The sequence below is a fragment of the Nocardia sp. NPDC005746 genome, from assembly GCF_040630785.1.
Lineage (GTDB): Bacteria > Actinomycetota > Actinomycetes > Mycobacteriales > Mycobacteriaceae > Nocardia.
Genome location: NZ_JBEXYE010000038.1, coordinates 1 through 25,480, shown reverse-complemented (window position 1 = coordinate 25,480; position 25,480 = coordinate 1). Strand labels below are relative to the sequence as shown.

The following is a 25,480-nucleotide window of genomic DNA, read 5'->3' as shown; positions in this document are numbered from 1 at the left end:
ATGCGTCCAAGACCCCGGACCTCGATCCTTGTTCTGGCAGCTGTCACAGCCCTGGCGGGCTGCTCGGTCAGCAGGGGCCCTTCGAGTTCATCGCCGACCTCGCCGAACGGTGCCGCGATGGCACCCGCGCAGGGCGTCACCGCGACGAGCATCACACTGGGCGTCGCGGGCACCGATCCGGCGCAGCTCGAGGCAGCCGGGGTCCAGGCCGACAACGGCCCGGCCACCAAGGACCTCTACACGGCGTGGATCGCGGCGCAGAACAAGACGGGCGGGGCTGGCGGTCGGCAGATCCAGTTCGCCTTCCAGCCGTTCCTGCCCACCGGTCCGGCGGCAGCCCAGGCCGCCTGCGTGGCGCTGTCCAAGGACCAGGCGGTCTTCGCGGCGATCGGCATCTTCACCGGGGACACGCCGCTGTGCTTCACCCAGACCGAGGGCGTGCCCTACATCGGGTTGTGGGGCCAGTCCGCTGACCGCGACGCGAAGTCCACGAAGGCTCCGTTCCTCGCGGTGGAGATGGCCGACGACCGGCAGCGCAAGGCCGGCGTGCAGGCGCTACTGGACCAGGGGCTGCTGAAGGGCCGCAAGGTTGCGCTCTACTGGGAGGCCCAGGACGACGCGGTCACCAAGAACGTCGTCAAGCCGCTGCTGCAGGCCGCCGGTGTCGACGTGGTCGCCGAGACGCCGCTCGCCAACGTCGGCACCGACCAGTCCGCGCAAAATCAGGCGCTGGACACCGTCGTCGAGAAGATGAAGTCCTCGGGCGCGGACACGGTGCTGAACACGTCGAACTTCTCCAACATCATGGTGGCCTTCCAGCGCAAGGGCTGGCTGCCGCAGCAGATCCTCGCCACCTCGCAGCAGGCGCTGAGCACGGACGTCATGGCGACCACCGGCATCACGCCCGCCACCATGGCCCCGCTCACCGTCGCAGCCTCCTATGCGCCGACGAAGGCCGAACTGGCCGCTGACGCGAACCTCACGCGGTGCGTCCAGGAGTACAACGACGCCTTCCCGGGCAGCGCGGTCGACATGGCGAAGGTCTCGCTGGAGATCCTCAGCGGCATCGCCCACCAGTGTGCGGCGTTCGAGCTGTTCGTGCAGGTGACCGACAACGTCGGCGCGAACATCACCCTGGACGGCTGGAGGACCGCCGCCGAGGGGCTCGGGACGTTGAACCTGGCCGGCGTGCCGATCGGCTCGCTCGGTCCCGGCAAGCACAGCGTCGGCGACGCGGTCGGCGTCTACAAGTTCGATGCCTCCACTTCGCAGATGCTGCCCACCGGCCCCGCGATCGCTGCGACGAAATAGCAGTGGCACGAGATATCGGGACAGGTGGGAGGAATCAGACCATGGAGGACCAAACCGGCTCCGGTGGCAGCCTCGCCGACCTCACGGATGCGATGTTGCGTCCCGAGGCCCCGCAGGAGCCAGAGCGCGCCGTCGTCCCCGACCCGGGTGGCGCCGACTTCGGATCGGCGTCGCAACCCACGACTTTGCGGGCTGCGGTCGCGAGTACGGGGGCCGCGACGTTCACGATCCTGCTGTTGCTGACTTCGCTGGACGAGCTGGAGGGGGCGGCCCTCGGCGTGCTCGCGCCGAATATCCGGACCAGCTTCGGGATCAGCGACGGCATGATCGTATTTCTCTCGGTCGCGGCGGGGGCGTTCATCGTGCTCGGCGCCGTACCGATGGGCTGGGTCGCCGACCGCTTCCGACGCGGGCCGGTGATCGGAGCGGCGAGCATGGCGTTCGCGGCAATGGTGTTCGCCTCCGGGTTCGCGGCCAACGCCTTCATGTTGTTCTTGACCCGCTTCGGAGCCGGCGTAGCGAAGTCCAACCAGGGGCCGGTCCAGGGTTCGCTGCTCGCCGACACCTATCCGATCAGCATCCGCGGCCGGATCGGAGCGGCGATCGGCGTCGGCGGCAGACTGGCCGGCGTCCTCAGCCCGCTGATCGTCGGCGGGATCGCCGCCGCATTCGGGGGACCGGACGGCTGGCGCTGGGCGTACTTCCTGCTGGGACTGCCCGTGGCGGTGGTAGCCGCGGCCGCATTCTTCCTGCCCGAGCCGATTCGGGGGCGCTGGGAGAAGGCCGAGGCGGTCGGCGAGGTTCTGGTCGATGAGACGCCGCCGCCGATCTCGGTGGAGGCAGCGTTCGCCCGACTCGGCCGGATCCGGACACTGAAGACCGTCGTTCTCGCCTTCGCGGCCATGGGATTCGGCCTTTTCACCGCACCGGTGCTCGGCAGCCTTTTCCTCGAGCATCAGTTCGGGCTCGGGGCCTTCGGCCGGGGCGTGGTCAGCACCGTCGGGGGAGCAGCAGGACTGTTCGTTCTGCCGTTCGTCGGCCGCTACTACGACCAGCAGTTCCGGCACGACCCGGCGCGCGCCCTGCGACTTATCGGCCTGCTCACGCTTCCGTCCGCGTTCTTCCTCCCCTTCCAGTACTTCGCACCGAATATCGTGTTGTTCACCGCGTTCAGCGTCCCTCCGGTCGTCCTGCTGTCCGCGGCCTTCGCGATGATCGGTCCGCTGCTCCAAACGATCGTCCCGTACCGGCTTCGCGGCATGGGTTCGGCCATGGGGTCGGTGTATGTGTTCTTCATCGGCGCTACCGGCGGTGCGCTGATCTGCTTCCCGCTCATCAACAGCTTCGGGGTCCGGACGGCCGTTCTCGTCACGATGATCCCGTCCACAGTGGTCGGCGGCCTTCTCATCATGCGCAGCGCCGGGCACGTGAAGCGTGACCTCGCCAATGTGGCCGCGGAACTACGCGAGGAGCACGAGGAACACCTGAGGCGCATCGCAAACCCGGACGACGTACCGGTCCTGCAGGCCAACGGCCTGGACTTCTCCTACGGCCAGGTGCAAGTGCTCTTCGACGTCAGCGTCGAAGTCCGCCGCGGCGAGGTGGTCGCCTTGCTGGGCACGAACGGCGCCGGCAAGAGCACGATCCTGCGGATCCTCTCCGGTCTCGCCACTCCAGAGCGCGGAGCGGTGCGGCTGAGCGGCCGGACCATCACCTACGTGTCGTCGGAGCAGCGGGTTCGCCTGGGCATCGTGTCGCTGGCCGGCGGCGCCGGGGTGTTCCCGACGATGTCGGTCCGAGAGAACCTGGAGATGGGCGCGTTCATCTACCGGAATGACCCGGCCGACGTGGCCGACCGCATCGATAGGGTCCTGGCACTCTTCCCACAATTGCGGGACCGGCAGCGGGCACAAGCCTCGACGCTGTCCGGAGGCCAGCAACAGGTGCTCGCCCTCGGGCTTGCCCTGCTACACGACCCCGAAGTCCTTCTCATCGACGAGCTTTCCCTCGGCCTGGCTCCCGCCGTGGTCGCCGAACTGCTCGACGTCGTGCGGCGGCTCCGCGATTCCGGGCTGGCCATGGTCATCGTCGAGCAGTCGCTGAATGTCGCGTTGTCCATCGCTGACCGCGCGGTCTATCTGGAGAAGGGCCGGATCCGCTTCACGGGAACCGCCGCGGACTTCGCCGCGGGTGATGTCGCGCGGGCCGTGTTCTTCCGGACCGGAGACGACGGCACCACCCTCGATCGGCATCAGGAAGGCACGCTGTGAACGCTCAGGTCCTCTTCGACGGACTCGTCAACGGCCTGGCCATCGGGTTGATCGCCCAGGGCATCGTCCTGGTCTACCGGTCGAGCCGGATCATCAACTTCGCGGTCGGCAACCTCGGCGTCATCGCCGCCGCTCTGTTCCCGCTCGCCGTGCTGAACTACGACTGGCCGGTGTGGGCCGCGCTGCTGGCCGTGCTCGCGGTGGGTACCGCGACCGGCGCGCTGGTCGAGCTGGCGGTGATCCGCAGGCTGTTCACCGCCCCGCGGGTCACGGTTCTGATCGCGACCATCGGCGTCGCTCAGGCCGCCGTCGCCGTCGTCAGCGCACTGCCGAAGGTGAAGGACACCCTCAGCGCGCGGTATCCGGTGCCGGTCACCGGAAGCTGGACGCTCGGCTCGGTCACCGTCACCGGCGCTCAGGCCGCAGTCCTCGTGGTCGTCCCGGCGGTCGCCGGGGCGTTGTCCATCCTGCTCAACCATTCGACCACCGGCCGGGCGGTGACTGCGGCGGCCGACAACATGCCGCTGGCCCGGACGCTGGGCGTCAACCCCAAACTCGTCTCGACGTTGGTCTGGACGATCGCGGGACTTCTGTCCAGCCTCGCGATGATTCTCATCTCGGGGCTGTCCGGCACCGTCACCGCCGTCACCGACCTCGGCCCGAACACGATGGTGCGGGCCCTGGCCGCAGCCGTGATCGCCGGCCTGGCGTCGTTCCGGTGGTCGATGGCCGCCGGGGTCGGGATCGGTGTGGTCCAGGCCTATGTGCGCTTCGAATACGTCACGCAGCCAGGTCTCATCGACCTACTGCTCCTGGCCGCAGTGCTCGTGGCGGTCGGCCTCCGGGCCCGCCGCGACGACCGAGGCGGATCGGAGACCATCGCGTTCGGCCCGCGCGAGCGCGGCGTGCCCGAGCACCTGCGGCAGCTGTGGTGGGTTCGCCACCTCGGGCTGCTGTCGGCCGCGCCGGTGATTCTCGCGGCCGTGGTACTGCCGTTGATCGTCACCGAGCCCTCGCGGCATTTGCTCTACGCGACAGTCCTCGCCTATGCGATCTGCGCCAGCTCGCTCACGGTCCTGACCGGATGGGCCGGTCAGCTGTCCCTCGGCCAGATGGCTTTCGCTGGACTCGGCGCGCTGTCGGCGGCGACGCTCACCGCGGGTCTGACGATCGGATTGGGTGCAGACACCAGGCTGACCGTGAACCCCATGCCATTCCCGGTTGCGGTTCTCGTCGCATCCGCGATCACCGCGGCGCTCGCCGCCGTCGTGGGCCTCGGAGCGCTGCGCGTCAACGGGATGCTGCTCGCGGTCAGCACGTTCGCGGTCGGCGTGGCCGCGGTGAGCTTCCTGTACCGGATGGACGTGTTCGGCACCGCCGAGAGTGACTCCGTCGCGTTCCCGCGCGGGACGCTGTTCGGCTTGGTCCTTTCGAACGAGCGCACCTACTACTACGTGCTGTTAGCTGTCCTGGTGCTCGTCGCGGGGCTGCTGTCGCGGCTGCGTCGCACCGGGCCGGGTCGCCGGATCATCGCGGTGCGCGACAATCCGGACGCAGCGGCGGCTGCCACTGTCCGGCCGGTGCGGACGAAGGTCGGGGCGTTCATTCTCTCCGGTGCGCTGGCCGGCCTCGGCGGGGCGATGCTGGCCGGCACGGTTCAGTCTGTCCCGGTCACCGAACGCTTCTTCCAGGTCGGGGACTCTCTCGTGCTGATCGCCATCGTCGTGATCGGCGGTCTCGGCTCGGTCTGGGGGCCGGTGCTCGGGGCGGCGTGGGTGATCGGACTGCCCGCGTTTTTCCCCGGCAACCAGCTTGTGCCGCTGTTCGCCTCGAGCCTGGGACTGCTGATCCTGCTGCTGTACTTCCCCGGCGGGCTGGTGCAGATCGGACACACGCTGCGCAACGTAGTGGTGCAGTTCGCTGAGAGACGTCTGGGTCGTGAGACGGCGCCATCCGTCCCGCGCTCCGCAAGTCAGCACACAGCCATCCGCGTCGGACAGCCGACACGGCCGACGCCGCCTACCGGCGGACCGGCCTTGGTAGTCCGTGATTTAACAGTGCGCTTCGGCGGCAATACCGCCGTCGACCGCGTGAGCCTGAGCGTCGGCGCCGACGAGATCGTGGGGCTGATCGGAGCTAACGGGGCAGGCAAGTCGACGCTGCTCGGCGCGATCGGCGGCTTCGTCCCCGCATCCGGAACGGTGGAGCTGCTAGGCCAGGATGTCTCCGGCTGGGCACCCGCCCGCCGCGCCGCGCTCGGACTCGGCCGCACCTTCCAAGCCGCCAGACTCTTCCCCGAGCTGACGGTCCGGGAAACGATCCTGGTCGCTCTGGAGGCACGTGGGCGGTCCGGGCTACTCGCCACGGCAGCCTTCCTGCCTCAGGCGTTGCGCGCGGAACGGGTCCGCCGAGCCGAGGCCGCCGACCTCATCGACCTCGTGGGTCTCGGCGCGTACGCGGACCGGACGGTGGCTGGGCTGTCGACCGGCACGCGGCGCGTCGTGGAGCTGGCGAACCTGCTGGCCCTGGATGCACGGGTGCTGTGCCTGGACGAACCGACCGCCGGTGTCGCGCAACGCGAAACCGAGGCCCTGGGCCCGCTGCTGTTGCGGCTGCGCCGCGAGCTCGGCGCGTCGATGGTCGTCATCGAACACGACATGCCGTTCCTGATGTCGTTCACCGACCGGCTCTACTGCCTGGAAGCAGGCCGAGTCATCGCGGAGGGGACGCCGACGCAGGTCCGCACCGATCCCGCCGTTATCGCGAGCTACCTCGGCACCGACGAGCGAGCGATCGACCGCTCCGGCGCGGCCTGACCGCACATCCCGCAGAACATCACCACCACGAAAGGCACAGCCATGGCCCTGGACCCACCGATCCAAGCCCTCGTCGCCGGACTCGCTGCGGCCGCCGCAGCCGAGCGCGAAGCCGCCGACCTGAACGAGCGGCGGCGGATGTCCGCCGCCACGATGGTGCTCGCCTCCACCGGGCGCGGCCCGGATGTCGTGGCCGCGGACCACCTGATCCCCGTCGACGGCGCCGAGATCCGTGTCCGAGTGCTGCGCCCTGCCGGTTTGGCGGCGCCCGCGCCGGCGCTCTACTTCATCCACGGTGGCGGCTGGACCCTGGGTGACCTGGATACGGCCGAAGTCGAGTGCGGGCCGATGGCCGCGATGGCGTCCTGCGTCGTGGTGTCGGTCGAATACCGGCTGGCCCCGGAGCACCCGTTCCCGGTTCCACTGGAGGACTGCGCCGCCGGGTACCGCTGGCTCCACGACAACGCACGGGAACTGGGAATCGATCCGGCCCGGGTCGCTGTCGGGGGAGTGAGCGCCGGAGGAAACCTCGCCGCAGCGCTGTGCCTGCTCATCCGTGACGACGGAATGCCGCGGCCGGTTCTTCAACTGCTCGACGCTCCCGGACTTGATCTGAGGCCGCTACCGATTCCGGAGAACGAGGCCCTCGGCGGTCTGACCGCCACCGCGATCAACGAGTACGCGAGCAACTACATCGGCGAGGACGGCGACCCCCAGAACCCGCTGATCTCGCCGCTGCTCGCTGACGATCTGTCGGACCTGCCGCCGACCTTCATCACGGTCGCCGAACTGGATCCGTTGTGCGGCCAAGGAGAGGAGTACCTCGAACGGCTGCACGCGGCAGGTGGCGCCGGTGTGGCGTTCCGGGTGCTGGCTCACTCGCACGGGACCTGGTTGATCCCGATCACCGCGACGTTCACCCTCGTCCGCGAGGTCCGGGCCGCCGCCTTGCGGCACGCGTTCGCGAGCACGCTCGTCCTCTGACGTGCATTCCCGCACAACCCAACCAGCTACCACCGCAGATCGCACCACCAAACCGCTGTCACACGACCATGAGAGGTCAAGGTGTTCGACCAGTTGATCCATCGCAGTACCCCAGGCGGTCCGAGACGACGTTCGGTCCGCAAGCGCCCTGTCGGGCTCGGCGCCTTCGCGGCCGCAGCTCTGCTGGTCAGCGCTGCCGTACCTGGGGGCGGCTCCGCACCCACTGCCCCGATCGTCGTCGACAAGGTGTCGTTCCAGAGCAGTCCTGTGGCCTACGACATCAGCATCCAGCAGGACGTTCCGATCGCATTGGCGGACGGTACCGTGCTCCGCGCGGACGTCTACACGCCTGCCGTCGTCGGTACGGCCGCGGCGGCACCCGGACCGTTCCCGGTGCTCCTGAATCAGACCCCTTATGGCAAGGGGGTGAAGCAGGCCGAGCTGGAGTACTTCGTCCGGCGGGGTTATATCGCGGTGGCCGTGGACGTCCGCGGCACTGGTTCGTCGGCCGGGACGTGGTCGCCGTTCGCCCCGATCGAGGCGCAGGACGGCGCTGCCCTGGTGAACTGGGCTTCGGCGCTACCGTCTGCGGACGGGAACGTCGGTCTGTACGGGGACTCCTACACCGGCATCAACCAGATCTCCACTGCGGCCGCCGTCGGGCCGAACTCACACCTGAAGGCGATCTTCCCGGTCGTCGCCGGGAACGATCTCTACCGTGACCTGGCCACCATGGGCGGCCTGCCGAACGCCGAGTTCATGCCGTTCTGGCTCCTGTTCACCGGGCTCGGAAACCTGACCAACCCGATCAACAGCGCGCTGAATGCGGCGTCACCGCAGGACATCCTGGATACGCTGTCCGTAGAGCTCCAGCACATCGGCGGCGTCGCGACGGCAAACCTCCCGATCCTCAACGGTCTGATGTCCGGCGGCGCCGAGGCGTACGACGGCTCGTTCTGGCAGCAGCGCCGCCCGGCGGACCAACTCGCGAGCGTGGTCGCCAATGGTGTGCCCGCGTTCATGGTCGGCGGCTGGTTCGACTTGTTCCAGCGCGGGGCCCTGATGAACTATGCGGGTCTTCAGAACGCCTGGGCCGGCCGCACCGTCGGCGCGCCGATGGCGGCCGGGCAGCCGGTCACCGACCGCTACCAGCTGCTGATGGGGCCGTGGTACCACGACCCGCGTCAGGACTCTTCGTTCGACCTGTCGGCGCTCCAGCTGCGCTGGTACGACCATTGGCTCAAGGGCATGGATACCGGCATCACTGGTACCTCGAACCCGTTGCACGTCAAGGAACTGGGTTCCAGCCGCTGGCTCGACACCCAGAACTATCCGTTCACCGGGGCCAGCCCTACCCGCCTGTACCTCGCGAAGGGCCCGAGTGGGACTGCGACCGCCTCCGCCAACGACGGTCTACTCACCACAACCGTGCCGACCACGGACACGAGCGATTTCATCACCTGGACGTCGTCGAACTCGACGTGCACCCGCTCCACGGCAACGTGGTTCGGCGGCTTCATCCCCAACCCCTCCTGCGACGACACCAACACCGCCCGCGAAAGCGGACCAAACTCCCTCGTTTACACCACACCGCCCATGACCGACTCGACGGTCATCGCCGGCCCGATCGGGGTGACTATCTACGCCTCGGCGAACACGAACGACACCCAGTTCGTCGTCACAGTCACCGACGTCGCCCCGGACGGCTCATCGGTCCCGCTCAGCGAAGGAGCCCTGGCCGGCACACATCGCGCGATCGACGCCGCGCGCAGTTGGTACGCACCCGACGGCTCGTTCCTGATGCCATACCACCCGTCCACCCCGGCGAGTACCAGCCCGGTGCCGACCTCCCAGATCAACCGCTTCGACCTGGAGGTCTTCCCGGTCTTCGCCTCGATCGCTCCGGGCCACCGCATCCGCGTGGTCGTCACCACCGCTGACACCCCGCACCTCATACCGACCATCCCGCAGGCGTCCGACCTACTTGCCGGGATCTACCAGGTGAAGCAGGGACCCGATTCGGCGTCCTCGGTGACGATTCCGCTCGCGCCCTCGAGCGCGTTCGGAACGGCTTGCACGAGTGTGTGTCCGTGACCACTTGATGCAGGCGCGACACTGCGGCCGTGTCCGGAATCGTCCGACGACGGCCGCAGGTCTCCGGGTCTCGCTCTTGGGTGATACACCATTCACAAGCCGCTGACCATCGGTTTCCGAACGCTTCGTGCGGATGCCCAGCTCGTCGGCCTCCATCAGGATGTGGGCATGAAACACGCATACGAGGACCGGATCGCTGGGATCCTGCTCGGACTCGACCAACTTCGAGCAGCTGATCTGAGGACCACGGTCGTCTCGCTCGGTGACCGGGAGGTCATCGGCTACCAATGCACTATCCACGGGGCCGCCGTGCACCGCTACGAGCACGCGTCTCCCGCGGACTCGGAAATGCTCGCGGCATTCGAGAGCAGACTCGGCGTCGAACTTCCGGCCGACTACTTCCAGTGGATCACCAGGGTGGGCGACGGTGGGGCCGGACCGATGCTCGGACTGCTCCCGCTGGCGCAGGAGGCCGAGGACGCCGCGATCGACTACGCCGCGGACTTCCCCTTCACCGCAGATCGGCCATGCGCGCCCGCCGCTGAAGATTCCGAGATCCAGTGGTCGGAGAACATCGGCCGAATCCACCGCGGTGCAACCTTCCTCGCGAACGAAGGATGCGGCATGTACAACCTCCTGATCCTGCGCGGCCCCGCCGCAGGGCAGGTGTGGTGGCACAGCTACGAACACGCCGCCGCGCTGCCAGTGCTTCATCCGGACACCCACAAGCCACTGACGTTCCTTGACTGGTATGAGCTCTGGCTCACCCGCGCCCTCGATCCGGACCATGACCAGATAGGGAGCTTCGCCAAGTTCACCGACCAGGTGTGATCGCCAGTGCGCTGTGGATCATCGGTCCATCGATCGATGTGCAAGGCTTCGCCACTGACCTTGCGGGTCAGCGATGTTCGCCTTCGTAGGCGAACCAGTCGAACGCGACTGTTCCGATCGCGGCGTAGATGCCGGCGACGCGTCCGGTGAAGGCGGCTGCGGTGTCGGCTGTGAGGTAGCGCCCGTCCATGGCAGCGATTTCGGTGGTGTCGGGGCCTTGTCCGTATCCGAAGCCGACGGTTTCGCTGGTCGCGATGGTGTGTGATTGTCGAAAGCCTTTCTGTTCCAGAGTGTCTCGAACAGCAGAACTTGCTCGGCCACACACGCCGGGCCGGTCTGTCCCTCGATCCAAGCGGATTACAGCCATCGCACCCCGCGAGGATTGCGAAACCTCGCCACTGTAGCTCCCAAGGCCGACAAGACAATTCGGTATCCGCCGACGCGCACCGGGGGGACGAGGAGTATCCGCCCGATCGGGCGCGAAGGCGTTTGCCGACGAACTGCTGATGCTCGATATCCCGGACCTTGACATGGCGAACAGGTGAGCCACGTCACCCGCAAGGGCGGGGCCAGGGATGTGGTCGAGTGGCAGACCGACACCGCACGTCTGCTGCCGGGCTTTTGGCCGGCCGCAGGAAGGGCCCGCTGTTCCTGACCGATCGCAAGGCGAAACCCGGTGTGGCCACCGAGACATCGACTCGTCGACTTCACGAGCCCAGCTGTCCTACCGCCGGGCCCGACCGACGCTGACGCGGATGAGCGGGCACGATATGGCACCTGCCCCTTGCCCGAGCGGTCTCACTTGAGGGAGGGCGGTGTCGTCTGGGGGTGATCACGCTGACCGGGTAGGCGGGTTCGGGGACCTCGGGAGTGATGCGCTCTTCGACGAAGATCCAGTACCAGAGCATGAACATCAGCACAGTCCACAGCTGCCGGCTTCGATCGAATGGGTCTGCTCTGTGCTCCTCGAGCAGCGCCAGGACAGCGCCCGCCCGGTCCGTGTGACACGGACCAGGCGGGCTCGAACGGGTTTTGTCCGTTCTCCGTCTAGCCGGACAGGCTCGGCAGCAGTCCGTTGAGGCCGCAGCCGAAGCTGCCGAAGCTGCTGGCTGGATCCACCTGGACGGTGATCGACTTCTTGATCAGATCCTGGGTGGCGGTCAGCGTGTGCGAACCGGTGGTGCTGGGCGTCCAGTTGATGGTCACCTTGTCGCTCAGCAGAGACGGGCGGACCGGGCTGCCGATGAGTTCGGTGCCGTTGTCGCTGAAGCTCACCGAGAGCAGGTGGTCGACCTGGACGGTCGCGGTGAGGGTGTAGGAACAGCCGACATTGTGGGAGGATCCGCCCGAGACTTGCAGATCGGACGGCCACGCGCCGGCCTGCGGCGCGGTCAGGACGATAACCCCGGCTACCGCCCCGAAGGTCATGGCTCCCAGGCCGACCCGGCGCGCGGGCTGTATGTGCGTTCATGCAGGTATTTCCCTTGGGAAACTGTGGTGCGACCGTCGACATCGAGGTCGCAGCGTTTGGCAAGGGGCGATGTGCTCGGCGTCGCGGGGATCACGGCGCTCTTCGAGGGCGATCGCCCAGCCTGAACCCACGCGCTGCGGGCTGGCTGTGTTGCCCGGTGTGTGATTCGCGCGGGTCAACGCGCGAACATCTGGCGTGCGGTCGGGTGAGACCGGCAGGTTCATCGGGTTGGCCCGCCCGCTCCGGACGACCCAACGACACAAACTCTAGGATCGGACGGATACCGAAGTGAAACACCATTTCCGGATGGATTCACAAGGTTCCGTTTTCAGTTGACCAACGTGGTCGAGCGGGCAACAACCTAATGGATGTCTCGTAAGTCGTTGAGCGGCAACGGGTACCGTCCCACCGGTGATGATCTCGGCGACAGATCCAATGATGGTGGAGTTGTCCTGGGCTGCGGCCGCGCACGTTCGCTCGCCTGATCACCGGGTTGCGGCGCGAGGGCGCCGACGGGCCGTTACGGGGCCAACCTTGGGGGTGTTTCGAAGACCGGGTGTTGCAGGTGGCCACACTGTGTCTGTCCTCAGCGTAACGGGGGGACCTAGAGCCGAACCTGAACACTGCTGGGGGCGAAGAGGTTCGGCATCGGGTCAGAGCTGAATGCCGGTGAACAAGTCGTCTTCGGGCAGCGTGGTCGCGACAAGAGAACGCGCCAGGTGGTAATCCTCTGTGGGCCAAGCCTTCTGTTCGAGCTCGATCGGGCACTGAAACACCGGTCCGTCGGGATCCATCTGCGTCGTATGAGCGAGCTGGGCTTGTTTGCGGGTCTCGAAGTACTCAGGGCAGTGGACCTGAGTGGTGATCTCCCAGGTGGGCTGAGTGTCGTCCCAGCTCTCGAGCACCGCGCCGTGCGGTGAGTTCAGACCCGCGCCCGTCATCGTCTCGTACATTGCCCGGAAGTAGGCCTTACTGAAGGCGCAGATGTAGTACAGCTTCAACGGTTGCCACGGGGCGCCGGCGTCGGGGTACCGGGCGGGGTCAGCGGCCGCGCTGAAGGCTTCGACCGCGACCTGATGGGTCTTGATGTGGTCGGGATGAGGGTATCCACCGCGCTCGTCGTAGGTGACCAGGACGTGGGGGCGGAAGCTGCGGATGGCGGCGACCAGCGGACCTGTGGCCTCGGTCAGTGGGGTGAGCGTGAAGCACCCGTCATGCAGGTCCTCGCCTTCACCGGGCAGACCGGAGTCGGCGAAGCCGAGGAACTGTTGCCCGACGCCGAGGATCTGGCGGGCCCGTTCCATCTCCTCACGACGCAACCGGGGCAGGTTCTCCCACACCTCGGGACGGTTCATGCTGGGGTTGAGGACGTCGCCGCGCTCGCCGCCGGTCAAAGTGCACACCATCACTTGTGCACCTTCTTCGGCGTAGCGGGCCAGAGTGGCCGCGCCTTTGCTCGATTCGTCGTCGGGATGTGCGTGGACGGCCATCAGCCGTTGCCCGGCTCGGATTCCGCTCGTGGTGGACGGCATCGCTATTCCTCCAATGATGTTGTCTGACAGAAACTTCGGGCAATTTCGGGGTCAAGTTTCGGGGGTGTGTTCAGTGCCATGGATACAGTGCGGCGGGGATCAGGGCGCAGGCACCGATGGCCAGGGCCCACCAGAAGGTGTGGGCGTAGGCGTCGGCGGCCGGTGCCTCGCCCCGGGCCAGGGCGTGCTGGAGCACGACCACCAGCAGAGCGGTCCCCAAAGAACCGCCGATCCGGTTGAGCACGGTTCGCGCGCTGGTGGCGGCTGGGTTCTGGCTGTGTTGCACGGTGGTGTAGATCGCGGCGATGTTAGGCGGCATCGCGGACCGGCTCCGCGTACGAACAGGGCCGCGCAGATCACGAGCGACCGCGATCCGCAGCAGGTCGTTGGGGCCGGCGTAGGTGGCTGCCGCAGCGGGACGCGCCGCGGTCGGGCCCGCGCTAGCCGGTTCCGTCAGCGCGGGTCGCGGCAAAGAAGGACGTTCCCTTCGAACGCAGGGCCGGAGGTCCTGCAAGTTTCGCGTCCGCGGTCACAGGGGAAGGTCACCCACGATGCGTGCACCGTTGTCGAAGACGAGAGTCAATACCTCATCCTTCGTCTGTGCAGTGGACAACCGGCATCGCAACAGACCTAGGACGGGGCCTGCCGTGCGGGGGTCGTCCTCGATTCGGACATCCCATTCCTTGCCCTCAGCGTCGATAAATTGGAAGTCGTTGAGATCCAGGTAGGGATCACCTGCAGCGCGTGGGACCGGGTCAAACAGAACGATACGCACCCAGCCGCTCCAGACCCATACCTGTTCAACTTCTAGGCCGGACAGTCCCGCATACCAATCTGCAACCACGATCGGCAGCGTACTGGCGACCAGTACGTTCCGCGGGCCGAGATGCTCGCGGCCCGTTGATCTTCAGCGGACACGGTCCGGCCTACGTCGGTCTACCAGGGTCGCGGCAAGACAGGGTGTTCGAAGTGCAGGCATGGAGCCGGTGCTTCGTGAGCGCCAGAATGGCATGGCCGAGAACGAGATTCCTTCACCTGACCACGAATTCGGGCTGCGCTTCGATGCGCTGGCTGGCAGCATGTCGGGATGCCGGATTTGCAGTGGTGCGATGTCGAGGAGCTATTCGACCCCGACATGATGGGTTCCCTGCCGGATGTGTACGTGCAGGAGGCATCGGTCGAGGATTGGCAGGCGGTGTTCGATCTGATTCGGTCGCAGGGGTGGGCGTGGGAGTACTGCGAGGGTGATCGCAAGCAGGAGTTGCCTGCTGCCGCGGAGGTGTTGTCCCGACCGGACGATGCCGAGTGCGTGACACTGCGGGTCTGGCCAGTGCCGAACGTGCGAATGATCTTTCGTCCTTGGCCTGGCGAGATCGATTTCGATGTCGACCTTCGCGAGTTGCAGGGCCAGGCCGGGGTGGACATTCTGTGCGATTTCCTGTGCGCGATCGGGCGGCGGCTGGGCAAACCTGTGCTCATGTGCTCGGAGTTCGACTCTTTCAGCTCCCGATTCCCGGTCCTGGGATTCGACCCCGCCGCCGACCGTGTGGTACTGATGGCCGACCGACTCTAAGCCTTCAGCGGGGCCTGGTGTGCGGTCTGGGATCCCGTTCACGACGCCGTGATCATCTCCGCAATTCGTCAGGGCCTGTGCCGCACCGGGAGCCCTTCGAACCGATCGATCAGCGGCAATAGCGTGCGTTTGCGGGGCGTCGGGTGCGCGATGAAACACCATGGCTCGGAGCCACGAAGATACTGGCTGTTCAGGTCGGGCTCTCTCAGGGACGATCACAAGCTGTGCAGGTCGAGCATTCTGGTCATTTCATTTACGGTTCGGGCTACCGGATCACACTGCAGCTCGATCTGCAGTGGGATTCACAGTCCGGGGATTCGGCGGTGCAGCGAGAACGTGAGGCGGCGCAGCACGCGGTGGCGGCCATCGCCGAGCTCTCCCGCGAACTGATCGATCCTCTGGAGTTCGGACTCCTCAAATGCGTGATGCACCAGGTACACGGAGTGTGGCTCGTCGCGGAACAGCCGGTACCGAACTGCCATTGGTACCTGAAGCCGACATGGAGAGCGGCGGATCCGCTGTACACGCATCCTGTGGTGATCGATGCCGAGACCGTCGATGAATCCGCCATGCTGATGCTCGTCGATTCCATGTTCGCCGAGCCTTGTGAGCTGGGCGTGGACCAATGGCCGTCATGGGACGAGATGTATGTCTACACCGCCTGGGCGCGAGTGCCGGACGCCGTGGCGGCCGCGGCAGGCGACTCTAGTCGTCGATGACATCGACAACAAGCAACTTGATGTGCGAGTGCCGCTGAATCGGCGGGCGAACGGGATCTGGATCGGTGACCACGACCTGTATCGGACGCCGATCAGGCTACATGTGTACAGGAACGACGGATCCGGTCTCTCGGAAGGGAATTCCCACTACGCATCCCTCCGGCTCATGATCCTTGTCAACTGGTCGTTGTGGTGGGAAAACGGATCACCGGGCAGGGCCATGCTCGATGAAGCGCTCGCAGGTCTCGACCGAAAAGGTTGGTACGTGCGGGAGCAGTAAGGCCCAGAAACAGAGAGAAGGTCCTGTCCTCGGCATGAGCGCGCACTACCGCCGGTCGTACGGCGCTCTGCCCGTTGATCTTCCGAGGTGCCGCGCTGGCCGATTCGGTCAGCGCGGTATGCGGCAATAGCGGACGATTCCCATGTCGGTGAATCCGGCCGCCAGTGCCCCGCACCCGCCGCTTCAGCCAACGCGCCATGTGCCACTCCGCATTCGGTATGACAGTGCGGAGTGGCCGAACTAGGTTCGATATGTGGACCGTGAAACCTTCGCCGAGCGGCTCGCTGCTGCCGCAGCGGCGGCTGTACAGTGCGCGCGCGTCCATCTAATCGAGGATCTGCCCGCGTCGCTGGCGTTCCGGGTTCGATTGAACCAGTCCTACGACGGGCTTCCCGCGCAACCGAGCGAGATCAGATTTCCCGAGGACAGTTCCAGTGATCGTGCTACAGCCTTGCACCGCTGCGACTTCGAGACGGTAGTCGGCGAGTTGTGGCGGCAAGGCCACGTACCGCAGTGGGTGAACCTCGCCGTTGTCGGCGCCTCGCACTTGGCGACGATCATCGAAGTCGTATGTTGCGGCCGGTTCACCGCCGATGAGGGCCAGCTGTACAACATGCCCGGTGGCACAGCGCCATTCCATGCGGTCGGGCCTGTGCTGCCGCCCGCCCACGACGGCACCCGATTCAGCATTCACGCGCGCAGCGAATGCTGGGACCGTGAAGACCTCGACATGCTCACCGCAGCACCGGACCGGGTGTGGTCGTTGAGAATCGAAACCGACGAGTTCGACCACCGGATGCTGGACGCTGTTCCCGACCTGCCCAATGTGGAGATTATCGAGCACGCGGCATGCACCCTCGCAGGCGAGGCATTGGCAGCATTTGCCCGTTTCCCGAAATTGAGGGTCCTGCGACTGCACCTGTCGAAGGACGACCGTTTCCATCTCGGCGGCAGCCGCCTCAGCGCGCTCACCAACCTCGTGATCGAGAATCTGCCGAATCGATCATGGGCCCACGATCTGCGCGACAGCGCCCCCGGTCTCACCAGTCTGGACCTGCGTGGGCGAGACACGGTCCGGTTCGACGGCTCGTTCCCGGAGTCCTTCCGTCACTTGAGCATCACTGCACCTCGGATCGCCGGCGCAACCCTGTCACCGCTTCGGGTCTACCATCTCGATATCCACCTTGCCGACAGCACAGACCGCGATGTCCTTTCGCTACTGCACGCGATCACCCCCGTCGAGACGCTGAGCCTGCGCGGCACGCCCGTCACCGATTCGATCTTGCCGAGTCTCGAGGGCTTCCACCTCGAAGGCATCGACCTGGTCGGCACGCGGGTCAGCGCCGCAGCGTTGAACGATTACCGGGACCGCCACCCTGAGTCCAGGCTGTACCCTCAGTCGCCGGCACCGACAACGGAATCGATTCGGGCCGCCAGCAGATGGTCTGGCCAGCAGATACAGCTGGCCAGACCATACGACGCTTCCGATGCGGTCGAATGAAGTCCACGAACCACATCCAGGACGATGCCCTGAATTCGGCATGTGCGGACACAGAGCGGCCCCGAGATACCCCGGGGCCGTTGATCTTCAGCTAGGTCGCGCTGGCCGCCTTGGGCCGCGCGGGATGCGGCAGTTGAGGATGTTTGCGGTCAGTCACCAACCGCCGGCAACCAGCCACTCCGTTTGGAACTCCGACGGAGATATCCGAACGGCGTGGAGGTTCGGGTCGTTCGAGAGGTCTTCGATGCTGGGGACCGGTTCCTCGTCCAACCACGTGAGTTCGGTATCGATGGATCCTCCGGCGAGCCCCGTGCGACCATCCGGAAATCGCTGGATCTTCCGGAACTCGGTGCCATCGTCGAACAACTCCGAGAGCGTCACCAACAGTTCATTCCCTCTGACGCGGGTCCGCGTTACCTGGAGATACCACATACCCGGGTCGGGAGGTACGAAGTCGGCTGCGGCCGATTCGGCGGCAGCTCGATCGAACCCTCTACGTGCTCCGCCATCGGGGAAACCGGCGCTCAACTTCGGTCTTCCTACCTTCGATCCAACCGTCCAGAACCTCACTGTAGATCCTGGCCGGTCGCGCATCCGTCTGGCTGCCATAGAGATTCGGCCAGAATGCGCTGGTACCAATCACACGCTGTTCGGCCGTCTCGGTTGGCCGCAGCTCGTTGATCCCCGACCTGCAAGCGATGGCCGGTCCGGTCAGCGCGGGAAGCGGCAGTACAGGACGTTGCCGGTTCACCACCCAGCAGCTATCGCTGCTGGGTGGGCCCACTCGACGAGTTGAAAACTTCCTCCGAGCTTGTCGGTTCATGCGGGTGTGCGTTGTACTAGGTCCAGGATGAAGGCGGTTACGTCCGTTGGCTTTTCCTCGGCCATGAAGTGGCCGGCGTCGATCGGCTGGTAGGTGGCGGTCGGAGCCCATTGCCGCCAGAGAGCGGCTGCGTCGAATCCGAGACGTGCCCCCCAGTCCTGGGAGATCACTGCAACAGGCATGGCCAACTGGGCACCTGCCTTGCGGTCGGCTCGGTCCATCGCCAAGTCGATTCCGGCGGTGGCCCGGTAGTCGGCGACGATGGATGGCACAGCATGCATGGAGCTGTCGATGTAGTGTCGGCGGACCTCGGGTGGGAAGGTGGTTCCGCTGGGGTCCCAGGCGTCGAGGAACGAGCTGAAGAAGTCTTCGGCGACGGCTTCGATCATCCGCTCGGGCAAGCCCTTTGGTTGCGCCATCAGATATAGGTGCCAAGCGACGGCGGCATCGACACCGTGCAGCACGTCCCAGGTATCCATGGTCGGCAACACATCCAGAATCCCCAAGTGGGTGATCATGTCCGGGTGGTCGAGCGCTGCTCGGACCCCGACCAGCGCTCCGCGGTCATGGCCGATGAGGCTGAACTGTTCGTAGCCGAGTTCGCGCACGACACTGACGATGTCGAGCGCCATGGTCCGCTTCGAATAGGTGTCCGGCGTCGCCTCTTCGGGTTTGTCGCTCGCACCGTAGCCACGCAGATCAGGCACGATCACCCGGTGGCGGTCGGCCAGCTCACGGGCAACATGCCGCCACATGAGGTGAGTCTGCGGAAAGCCGTGCAACAGGACGATGGGGTGGCCGTCACCGCCGACGGCGACATTCAGATGGACGCTGTCCGCCCCCAGGACATGGCGGTATTCGAAGTCGTTGATTGTCGTGCCCGACATGGGCGCGCACCTTTCGTCGATCGGTTGGACGTGTCGTCAGGAGAAAATGGCGGGTAGCGGAGGTTCTGCACTCGCGCTTGCTCGCAGAGCCGGGACAAGAATCGTGTCGACCAGATGTGCCAGATACTCGGCTCCGGCGGGAAGCCCGTTCAGCCTGCGTAGAAGTAGCACTGACCCAGTGATTTCCTCGAAAGGGAATGGTTGAGCACCGGCTGGTAGCTCGCCCCGGGTGATGGCAGCCGATATCACCGAGGCTGGCAACTTGGCGCCGGTCGGCCCGCTCGCTTCTTCGATGTGGCGACACAGGTCGGGATCCTCCAGACCCGCATGCAGCAGCATCAAGCTCATCGTCGGGTCGGCAGCATCCATCGTGGTGGCGAGCCGTTCACACAAGGCAATCAGGTCTCCGCGCAGGGAACCGGTATCGACCGGGTCCGCGGAGGTGCCGGCTGCGGGACCGGCCTTGACCGCGGCAACCACCATGTCCCGCTTGGTCTCCCAGCGCCGGTACAGCGTCGCCTTCGACGCCCGAGCACGACGCGCGACCGCCTCGAACGTCAAAGCGTCATAACCGACCTCACCCACCAGCTCCAGCACACACGCGAGAATCTCAACCTCACGCGCCGCATCACGGGGCCTTCCTGCGCGCACTTCAGATACCGGATCCGTGGTGTGACTATTACGAAACGACACGTTCTGTACCGTATATGGAGTTCGGCTGGTTGTCCACCGATCGGTCCGGTCATCCCGAAAGCCGAATGGCGCTGAACAGCTGCCCGGCATTTCGACATCCCATCGGCAGTCGCGGACGTTCTGCACCGGAACAGGTTCCGGCCGCCGGCGCGCCCCACGCTGGCCGGTTCGGTCAGCGCGGTATGCGGCAATACAGTGCGTTCGTCTGTCCGCGGAATCCGGCCATGGCGGCCGCGGTGGAGCTGCGGCGGCTGGTCACCGCATCGGACCGTCGAGCGCCGCAAGGCTTTTGGCAGACATCGGCGACACGCGCGGGCCTGCATCGCGGACAGGAATTTCTTCGCCCCGCCGGGAACCAGTCCCATCAGCAGGCGGTGGACGCGGTTGACGGTCTGGGTGCGGGTTCGACCGAGTTCGTCGCGGCGATCAGCGAGTCTCCGGAGGAGGCGTCCACCGTGGAGGGATGGGTCCACCGGCGCAGGCAACTCGCGCTGGTCACTTTCGGCAGGACCGCGACCGGGGTACCAGGCCGGAGTCGACACGCTGTGCGATTTCCTGCGCACGATCGGCCGGCGGCTGGGCAAGCCTGTTTCCATGTACGCAGAGGGCAGCTCTCATTCCCCGGTACTCGGTTTCGACCCCGCCGCTGACCGTGTGGTGCTGCTGGCAGATCCACACTTCGACTGACCCGAACCGATGAACAGCCGGCACGCTCAACTCGGCATTCGCGGACGTTCCGGTGCTGCGGCGACCTCTCCATCGGCGGGCCCGCGCTGGCCGGTCAGGTCAGCGCGGCATCACCGCACGTTCGAGTCGTGCCTGTCGTCGAGCTTTTGCCGGGCGTCGCGATCCGTCGCCCACGCAGGCAGTGGCTCTCGCGCCGACAACCACTGCGGCGGTATTCCGCGTACACCGTTTCGCGTGCCGATGCCTGTGCGCGCTGCCACGATTCCGCCGACGATCGCGGCCGTGGTGTCCGCATCACCACCGGCCTCGACACATGCGGTGACAGCGGCGGGATAGTTGTCGAGATAGGTCGCTGCCGCCCACAGGGTGAACGGCACCGTGTCCTGGGCGCTGACTTGTGCACCATTACCGAGTTCGTATGCCGCTTCGGCCACAGAGCGCCCCAACAACCGCCGGGCCCGGCGGACACCACTGGCGGTCCGGCCCTCGACCAGGTACGGCTCCACGACGGCCAACAATTCCTCAGGCGCGCAGTCTCTTCCGCGGGTCGCCGCGGCGTGCCCGGCCGCGACGGCAACCGCCATGGCGGCCACGATCGCTTCCGGATGCCGATGCGTCACCTCGGCCGACAATGCGGCTTGGACCGCCGCACGGTCCAGATTCCCGGCGAAATACGCTCCGAGCGGGGCGACCCGCATCGCAGCACCGTTGCCCCAGGAGCCTTGCCCGTCGAACAGAGCCCCCGCCGCGTCGGCCCAAGGCCGTCCGTCGCGAATCTCGTGCAGCACAGCGACTGTGCCGCCACTGTAGCCCCGGTAGGGCTCGCAACGGTCGGCGAAGGCTGCCGCCAGCCCGTCTCGGTCGATCCGGCCGTTGCCACGGAGCTGCACATACACAGAGCAGGCCATCTCCGTGTCATCGGTCCATTCCCACGGCGCCGCCGGCGCCCGGCCGTCGAGAAGATCGGGTAGTGAACGGCCCGGCACGAAGAATTGAGCACCGAGCGCATCACCGACGGACAAGCCCTCGAGACTGTCACGAGCGACATCGGAAACCAGTGGCATATCGGCAACCATGCTGCCAAACCAGTCCGAACCACCGCAACATCACTGCCCCGAATCATTTCGCCGGTTCATCGACAAACCGGAACTCGTCCAGCGAAATCATGCCGAAATCGGCAGTCGCGGACGTCGAGAGCCCTGGCAGGCGAGCCCGGCTATCCGGGGCGTCACCGGGAACCGATCCGTCTCGAACCGGTTGGCAGCCAGTTCCTTTCGTGTTAGCCGAAGAAGCTGGGCAAGCAGCTGAAGCTGCCCGTGCTCGTGGCCGCGCGGACCTGCACGGTCAACGGCGCCATGGGCATCGAGGAGGTGGCGAACTGTGCCGTCGCGGTAAGAATGTGCTGCCCAGCGGTTTTCGGGGTCCACGACACCTTCGCCTGACCCCACCCGTTCGGGCCGTCACCCACCGTGCCGGTGCCGATGGTGGCTCCATCGTCGAAGAAGGTGACCGTAATGCCGCCACCGGCGAAGTTGTCCCTCGCCTGGTCACCGGCGCGCAACCGGTACAGGTCACCACTATTCACCTCGTAGGCGCATCCGACCTGCGGATTCGACTGCTTTATGGCGATGTGCCCCGCGATGTTCCCCGTGGTTTCGGCCGCGGCCGGCGCGGCGAACAGCACTACCGGCGCCGATACCGCGACCAAAGCCCGAACGCCCCAGCCGATCCGGCGGTCCAGCCCACTACGTGCACTCATCTGCGTCTCCTGTTCTTCGGCCTCGAACGACGAGGTCGACGAAAGCTATCGTGCACAGGGAGTGAAACTGTCTCATTTCACAGAACTGGGGTTGCCCCTACTTCCCGGGGCATACACCGTCGCACTAGGTTCTGTCTCCCACCGCGCCGGATTCGTTCCGGCCCCGATTGCCGAATGGCTCAAATCATTCGGAGACAGAACCTAACGCAGTAATGCCTGGGAACTCCGACATCCACCGGTCGCGAACGTGTCGCCTCCGACTCCGGTCCGGCACAATCACGCTGGTGCGAGCCCTCGATCTCGAAATTGCCTTCCATCGGTACCTGGACAGCCATCGCAGCACCCTCGACAACCTCGACGCGACCACCGCGATCGCCGCGATGACCAAGTTCTACACCGATCACCGCGTGACAGATGTCGACCTTGACGGCGACGGTGACATGCTTCTGTTCCAGTGGGGCATTCATGGCGGTGGCCAGCAGGAATTTCTCTACGACATCACCCGGCAGGTCATCTCCGACCACGGGGGCGACGCTGATATCCGGCAACTCTCACTCACCCTGCACTATCCATCGACGCCGAGCTCCCGCAACATCGGAAACGGCAGCCTATGGTGTCCGCATCCCGAGCAGGCCCCATCGTTCCTGTCGCTGCTTGCACGCCACCCGGCGACAACTCACGCGATCACCTCTCACCCGCACCGGACCCAAATCACCTTCGATCACGCCGGATAGCATGCTCATCGGCATGAGGGTGCGAGTGCGCTGAATGGATGAGACCCGCTATGCCCGCAGTACACCGATCGCCGTAGACGTTCCCCGACGCAATAGGCCTGGAGCATGACTACATCTGACCTCAGCGGGCGATGTCTGACAGGGCTGTCGGCGGGATGATTCCGGCTGTGCCGTCACCCACTCGACAATCCGATTCCACCATGCCCAACAGCGTCCCGGATGAGGGCGCTTGGACGCCTCTGCAACGGGCCGGATGGCGGTGCGCGTTGACGGTCGGCGGGTTGGTTCTGGTGATATTCGTCTATGGCAACTTCGTTCTGCTGAATCCGGTGATCAAACCGCTGAAGGCGGGTCTCGCGCAGGTCGGAAGCGTAGTGGTGCGCGGCCGCGGCGTCGTCATGGATCCGGCGAATACCGGTGACACACTGGGGGAATGGTGCGCCCTGGCCGGATGTCTGGTCGTCGGGTTGGTCGTGGCCACAGTGTGGGGCGTCCTCGACCGCCGCCGCGTCCATTATCGGCGTGCGCTGCGGGCGTTGTTCGAGGTGGCACGTGTCGGCCTCGCGGTCGAGCTGCTCGCATACGGGCTGGCGAAAGCTATTCCGGTACAGATGGGATACATGACTCAGCCCGCACATCAGCTGTCCCTGGCCGGTGACCTCGGGTTGAAGGACACTTTGTGGACGTTCATGGGTGCGTCGGACCCGTATTCGATTGCGACCGGACTCGCGGAGCTGACCGCCGGTGTGCTCCTGTTGTGGCGGCGAACGGTCCCCGCGGGCAGCGTGCTCGCCGCTGTCGTCATGGCACAGGTGTTTCTGCTCAATCTGTGCTACGACGTGCCGGTCAAAATCCTCTCGGGGACACTGCTGCTCACCGCGCTCGCCATCGCTATCCCGTTCTACCCGAATGTGATCAGGGCGCTCACCAACACCCCACCACTACCCCCACGACAGCTGTGGCCGGTACCGGGACCCGCGCGGATCCGCACCGGTGCGACCATTCTCGGATTCGTTGCGGTAGTCGCGAATACCGCACTTCTTGGTGCCCTGTTCATCATCGCGATCGTCGACATCCACACCCCGAAGTCGAACCTCGACGGTGTATGGCAGGCGGTTTCATTCACGGTCGACGGAACACCCGCGACGATTTCTGCGCACGACACCGACCCCTGGACGAATGTGGCGATCACCGACCGCACCGATTACCAGAGCTTCGTCAGCCAGACCCCCGACGGCATGACCACGATGTGGGCATTGGAGGTGCGCGAAGGAAAGCTATTGATCCGCCAACGGCTTTCGGACTCGCCCACCGAGATCCGATACCGGTGGAACGGCGATCAGACCCTGATCCTGTCCGGCACCCTCGGCGAGCACACCATCGAAGGACAATTCCAGTGGCGCGTCATGCAACGAGAACAGTCCGGATTCCGGCTGGTCCAGCCCATCCACGACCCCAGCCTGCCGCCCGAGTGACAGGGCGTCGCCAGGATCGAGGAACAAAGCCCCGCACTGCGCGCAACTCGGCAGTAGCTGACGTTCTGGGCATTCAGATCGGCACGGCGGGTTGATCTTCCGGCAGGCCGCGCTGGCCGGTTGGGTCAGCGTGCCATACGGCATGACCTGTCGGCCGGTCGTGGTTGGCGGACGTTCGGAGCGGGACGAACGCGGTCGCTCACATAATCCTCACAATTCCAGCACATACCGTGCAAATCGGGGACATAGGCTGCTGCCGTGTTCGTCAAAGCTTTTCGATCCTCCGATGCGCCCCTGTACGCCGTGGTCGTGGCCACGATTGTGCTCGGCGTGACGCTGCATCGCGGTTGGATAGTCACCAAGCTCTGGATTCTCGCCTTGCCGTTGCTGCTGGGAGTGTTCGTGGCTGCCTTGGCCTGCTTTGCGCTGGCGCTGTTTCTGGCCGGCGGCGATACGCGACGGTGGCCTCTGGCGGCAACCGCGATGCTCGCACTGATCGGGATCGGCGGGTCAGTTCTTCTCTTTATGAACCCGAAAGCTAGTGCGTGGACCAGGTTTTGGGTCGAGCGACCGGCATTCGCCGCTATCGCAGCGATGGAACTGCCGGAGGGCAAAATCCCCTTCTACGGTGTCGAGCTGCCTCCGCACCTGTGTCTCGTTTCGGCGAACTGCCGAGTGGCAGTGATCGGCACCAGTGGTGGGCAGCCAGTGCTGTTCGTACCCGACTACATCGGGATCCCCGACGATGCGCTCGGCTACGGGCATTTCGTCGGAACACCCGAGCCTGGACCGTACAACGGGTTCGGCGAACCTGTCTGCCCCACGATGGAGCTGGCGGGCGGTTGGTGGTGGCTCGACTCCTGCTGGAACGCTACTTAGGGCGTGTCCGACAAAGCGCGAGAGACACCGGCTGCTCGCACCGCACCGGAATCCGGGTTCCGGTATGCGGCAGATCAGTGCGTTCACAGGCTCGAGTGGAAGGATCCTCGTATGGGCGAGCACTTTGAAACATCGGCGGTGCCGCGGTGACCACGGTTCTC

At 65.8% G+C, this 25,480-nt stretch carries 22 protein-coding genes; 12 read left to right on the top strand and 10 right to left on the bottom strand.

Annotated elements, in window-relative coordinates:
• Positions 1-117 precede the first annotated feature (117 nt).
• The 6 genes from ABZ412_RS35350 (at position 118) to ABZ412_RS35325 (ending at position 10,306) form a co-directional block, all read left to right on the top strand.
• A complete protein-coding gene (locus ABZ412_RS35350; RefSeq protein WP_357289522.1) occupies positions 118-1,311 on the top strand; it encodes a hypothetical protein in 1,194 nt (397 codons plus the stop codon).
• Positions 1,312-1,352: 41 nt separating this feature from the next.
• Positions 1,353-3,581, top strand: coding sequence for an MFS transporter (locus ABZ412_RS35345; protein WP_357289520.1), 2,229 nt, complete (start codon positions 1,353-1,355; stop codon positions 3,579-3,581).
• A complete protein-coding gene (locus ABZ412_RS35340; RefSeq protein WP_357289518.1) occupies positions 3,578-6,397 on the top strand; it encodes an ATP-binding cassette domain-containing protein in 2,820 nt (939 codons plus the stop codon). Before ABZ412_RS35345 ends, ABZ412_RS35340 begins: the two co-directional genes overlap by 4 nt.
• Positions 6,398-6,439: 42 nt before the next feature.
• Positions 6,440-7,381, top strand: a complete 942-nt coding sequence (locus ABZ412_RS35335; RefSeq protein WP_357289515.1) for an alpha/beta hydrolase — start codon at positions 6,440-6,442, stop codon at positions 7,379-7,381.
• Between the two features lie 93 nt (positions 7,382-7,474).
• Positions 7,475-9,475: a CocE/NonD family hydrolase gene (locus tag ABZ412_RS35330; RefSeq protein WP_357289512.1), complete on the top strand. Its 2,001-nt coding sequence runs from the start codon at positions 7,475-7,477 to the stop codon at positions 9,473-9,475.
• 168 nt (positions 9,476-9,643) lie between these two features.
• Positions 9,644-10,306: an SMI1/KNR4 family protein gene (locus ABZ412_RS35325; RefSeq protein ID WP_357289510.1), complete on the top strand. Its 663-nt coding sequence runs from the start codon at positions 9,644-9,646 to the stop codon at positions 10,304-10,306.
• A 67-nt stretch (positions 10,307-10,373) separates the two neighbouring features.
• Here the strand turns inward: ABZ412_RS35325 and ABZ412_RS35320 are convergent, their stop codons facing one another.
• The 5 genes from ABZ412_RS35320 to ABZ412_RS35300 all read right to left on the bottom strand — a co-directional run bounded on the left by ABZ412_RS35320 (position 10,374) and on the right by ABZ412_RS35300 (position 14,153).
• Complete coding sequence (locus ABZ412_RS35320) at positions 10,374-10,673, bottom strand: hypothetical protein (protein WP_357289507.1); 300 nt, start codon at positions 10,671-10,673, stop codon at positions 10,374-10,376.
• Between the two features lie 680 nt (positions 10,674-11,353).
• Positions 11,354-11,734, bottom strand: coding sequence for a hypothetical protein (locus ABZ412_RS35315; RefSeq protein WP_357289505.1), 381 nt, complete (start codon positions 11,732-11,734; stop codon positions 11,354-11,356).
• Between the two features lie 696 nt (positions 11,735-12,430).
• Positions 12,431-13,309 (bottom strand): mycothiol conjugate amidase Mca, encoded by an 879-nt coding sequence (gene mca / locus ABZ412_RS35310; RefSeq protein WP_357289502.1) that lies wholly within the window; start codon positions 13,307-13,309, stop codon positions 12,431-12,433.
• 70 nt (positions 13,310-13,379) lie between these two features.
• The gene (locus tag ABZ412_RS35305; protein ID WP_357289499.1) at positions 13,380-13,628 is read right to left on the bottom strand and encodes a hypothetical protein; all 249 of its coding nucleotides are present in this window, start codon (positions 13,626-13,628) and stop codon (positions 13,380-13,382) included.
• Between the two features lie 210 nt (positions 13,629-13,838).
• Entirely contained in the window at positions 13,839-14,153 is a 315-nt protein-coding gene (locus tag ABZ412_RS35300) for a hypothetical protein (RefSeq protein ID WP_213554823.1), read from the bottom strand.
• A 243-nt stretch (positions 14,154-14,396) separates the two neighbouring features.
• Between ABZ412_RS35300 and ABZ412_RS35295 the strand changes: the two genes are divergently transcribed.
• The 3 genes from ABZ412_RS35295 (at position 14,397) to ABZ412_RS35285 (ending at position 17,382) form a co-directional block, all read left to right on the top strand.
• Positions 14,397-14,882 carry a hypothetical protein gene (locus tag ABZ412_RS35295; protein WP_357289496.1) on the top strand — a complete coding sequence of 162 codons (486 nt, stop codon included), beginning with the start codon at positions 14,397-14,399 and terminating at the stop codon, positions 14,880-14,882.
• Between the two features lie 224 nt (positions 14,883-15,106).
• A complete protein-coding gene (locus ABZ412_RS35290; protein ID WP_357289494.1) occupies positions 15,107-15,601 on the top strand; it encodes a hypothetical protein in 495 nt (164 codons plus the stop codon).
• Positions 15,602-16,134: 533 nt separating this feature from the next.
• Positions 16,135-17,382, top strand: a complete 1,248-nt coding sequence (locus tag ABZ412_RS35285) for a hypothetical protein (protein ID WP_357289491.1) — start codon at positions 16,135-16,137, stop codon at positions 17,380-17,382.
• Between the two features lie 153 nt (positions 17,383-17,535).
• On the opposite strand, the gene ABZ412_RS35280 is transcribed toward ABZ412_RS35285, so the two are convergent.
• The 5 genes from ABZ412_RS35280 to ABZ412_RS35260 all read right to left on the bottom strand — a co-directional run bounded on the left by ABZ412_RS35280 (position 17,536) and on the right by ABZ412_RS35260 (position 22,231).
• Positions 17,536-17,952 carry a hypothetical protein gene (locus ABZ412_RS35280; RefSeq protein ID WP_357289489.1) on the bottom strand — a complete coding sequence of 139 codons (417 nt, stop codon included), beginning with the start codon at positions 17,950-17,952 and terminating at the stop codon, positions 17,536-17,538.
• A gap of 249 nt (positions 17,953-18,201) precedes the next feature.
• Positions 18,202-19,092, bottom strand: a complete 891-nt coding sequence (locus ABZ412_RS35275) for an alpha/beta hydrolase (RefSeq protein ID WP_357289486.1) — start codon at positions 19,090-19,092, stop codon at positions 18,202-18,204.
• 36 nt (positions 19,093-19,128) lie between these two features.
• Complete coding sequence (locus ABZ412_RS35270) at positions 19,129-19,785, bottom strand: TetR/AcrR family transcriptional regulator (RefSeq protein ID WP_357289483.1); 657 nt, start codon at positions 19,783-19,785, stop codon at positions 19,129-19,131.
• A 797-nt stretch (positions 19,786-20,582) separates the two neighbouring features.
• The gene (locus ABZ412_RS35265; protein ID WP_357289480.1) at positions 20,583-21,548 is read right to left on the bottom strand and encodes an ADP-ribosylglycohydrolase family protein; all 966 of its coding nucleotides are present in this window, start codon (positions 21,546-21,548) and stop codon (positions 20,583-20,585) included.
• A 203-nt stretch (positions 21,549-21,751) separates the two neighbouring features.
• On the bottom strand, positions 21,752-22,231 hold the full coding sequence (locus tag ABZ412_RS35260; RefSeq protein WP_357289478.1) for an Ig-like domain-containing protein: 480 nt from the start codon (positions 22,229-22,231) through the stop codon (positions 21,752-21,754).
• 284 nt (positions 22,232-22,515) lie between these two features.
• On the opposite strand from ABZ412_RS35260, the gene ABZ412_RS35255 reads away from it, so the two are divergent.
• The 3 genes from ABZ412_RS35255 to ABZ412_RS35245 all read left to right on the top strand — a co-directional run bounded on the left by ABZ412_RS35255 (position 22,516) and on the right by ABZ412_RS35245 (position 25,319).
• Complete coding sequence (locus ABZ412_RS35255) at positions 22,516-22,965, top strand: hypothetical protein (protein ID WP_357289474.1); 450 nt, start codon at positions 22,516-22,518, stop codon at positions 22,963-22,965.
• Positions 22,966-23,165: 200 nt separating this feature from the next.
• Positions 23,166-24,440 carry a hypothetical protein gene (locus ABZ412_RS35250; RefSeq protein WP_357289471.1) on the top strand — a complete coding sequence of 425 codons (1,275 nt, stop codon included), beginning with the start codon at positions 23,166-23,168 and terminating at the stop codon, positions 24,438-24,440.
• Between the two features lie 258 nt (positions 24,441-24,698).
• Entirely contained in the window at positions 24,699-25,319 is a 621-nt protein-coding gene (locus ABZ412_RS35245; protein ID WP_357289469.1) for a hypothetical protein, read from the top strand.
• Positions 25,320-25,480 lie beyond the last annotated feature (161 nt).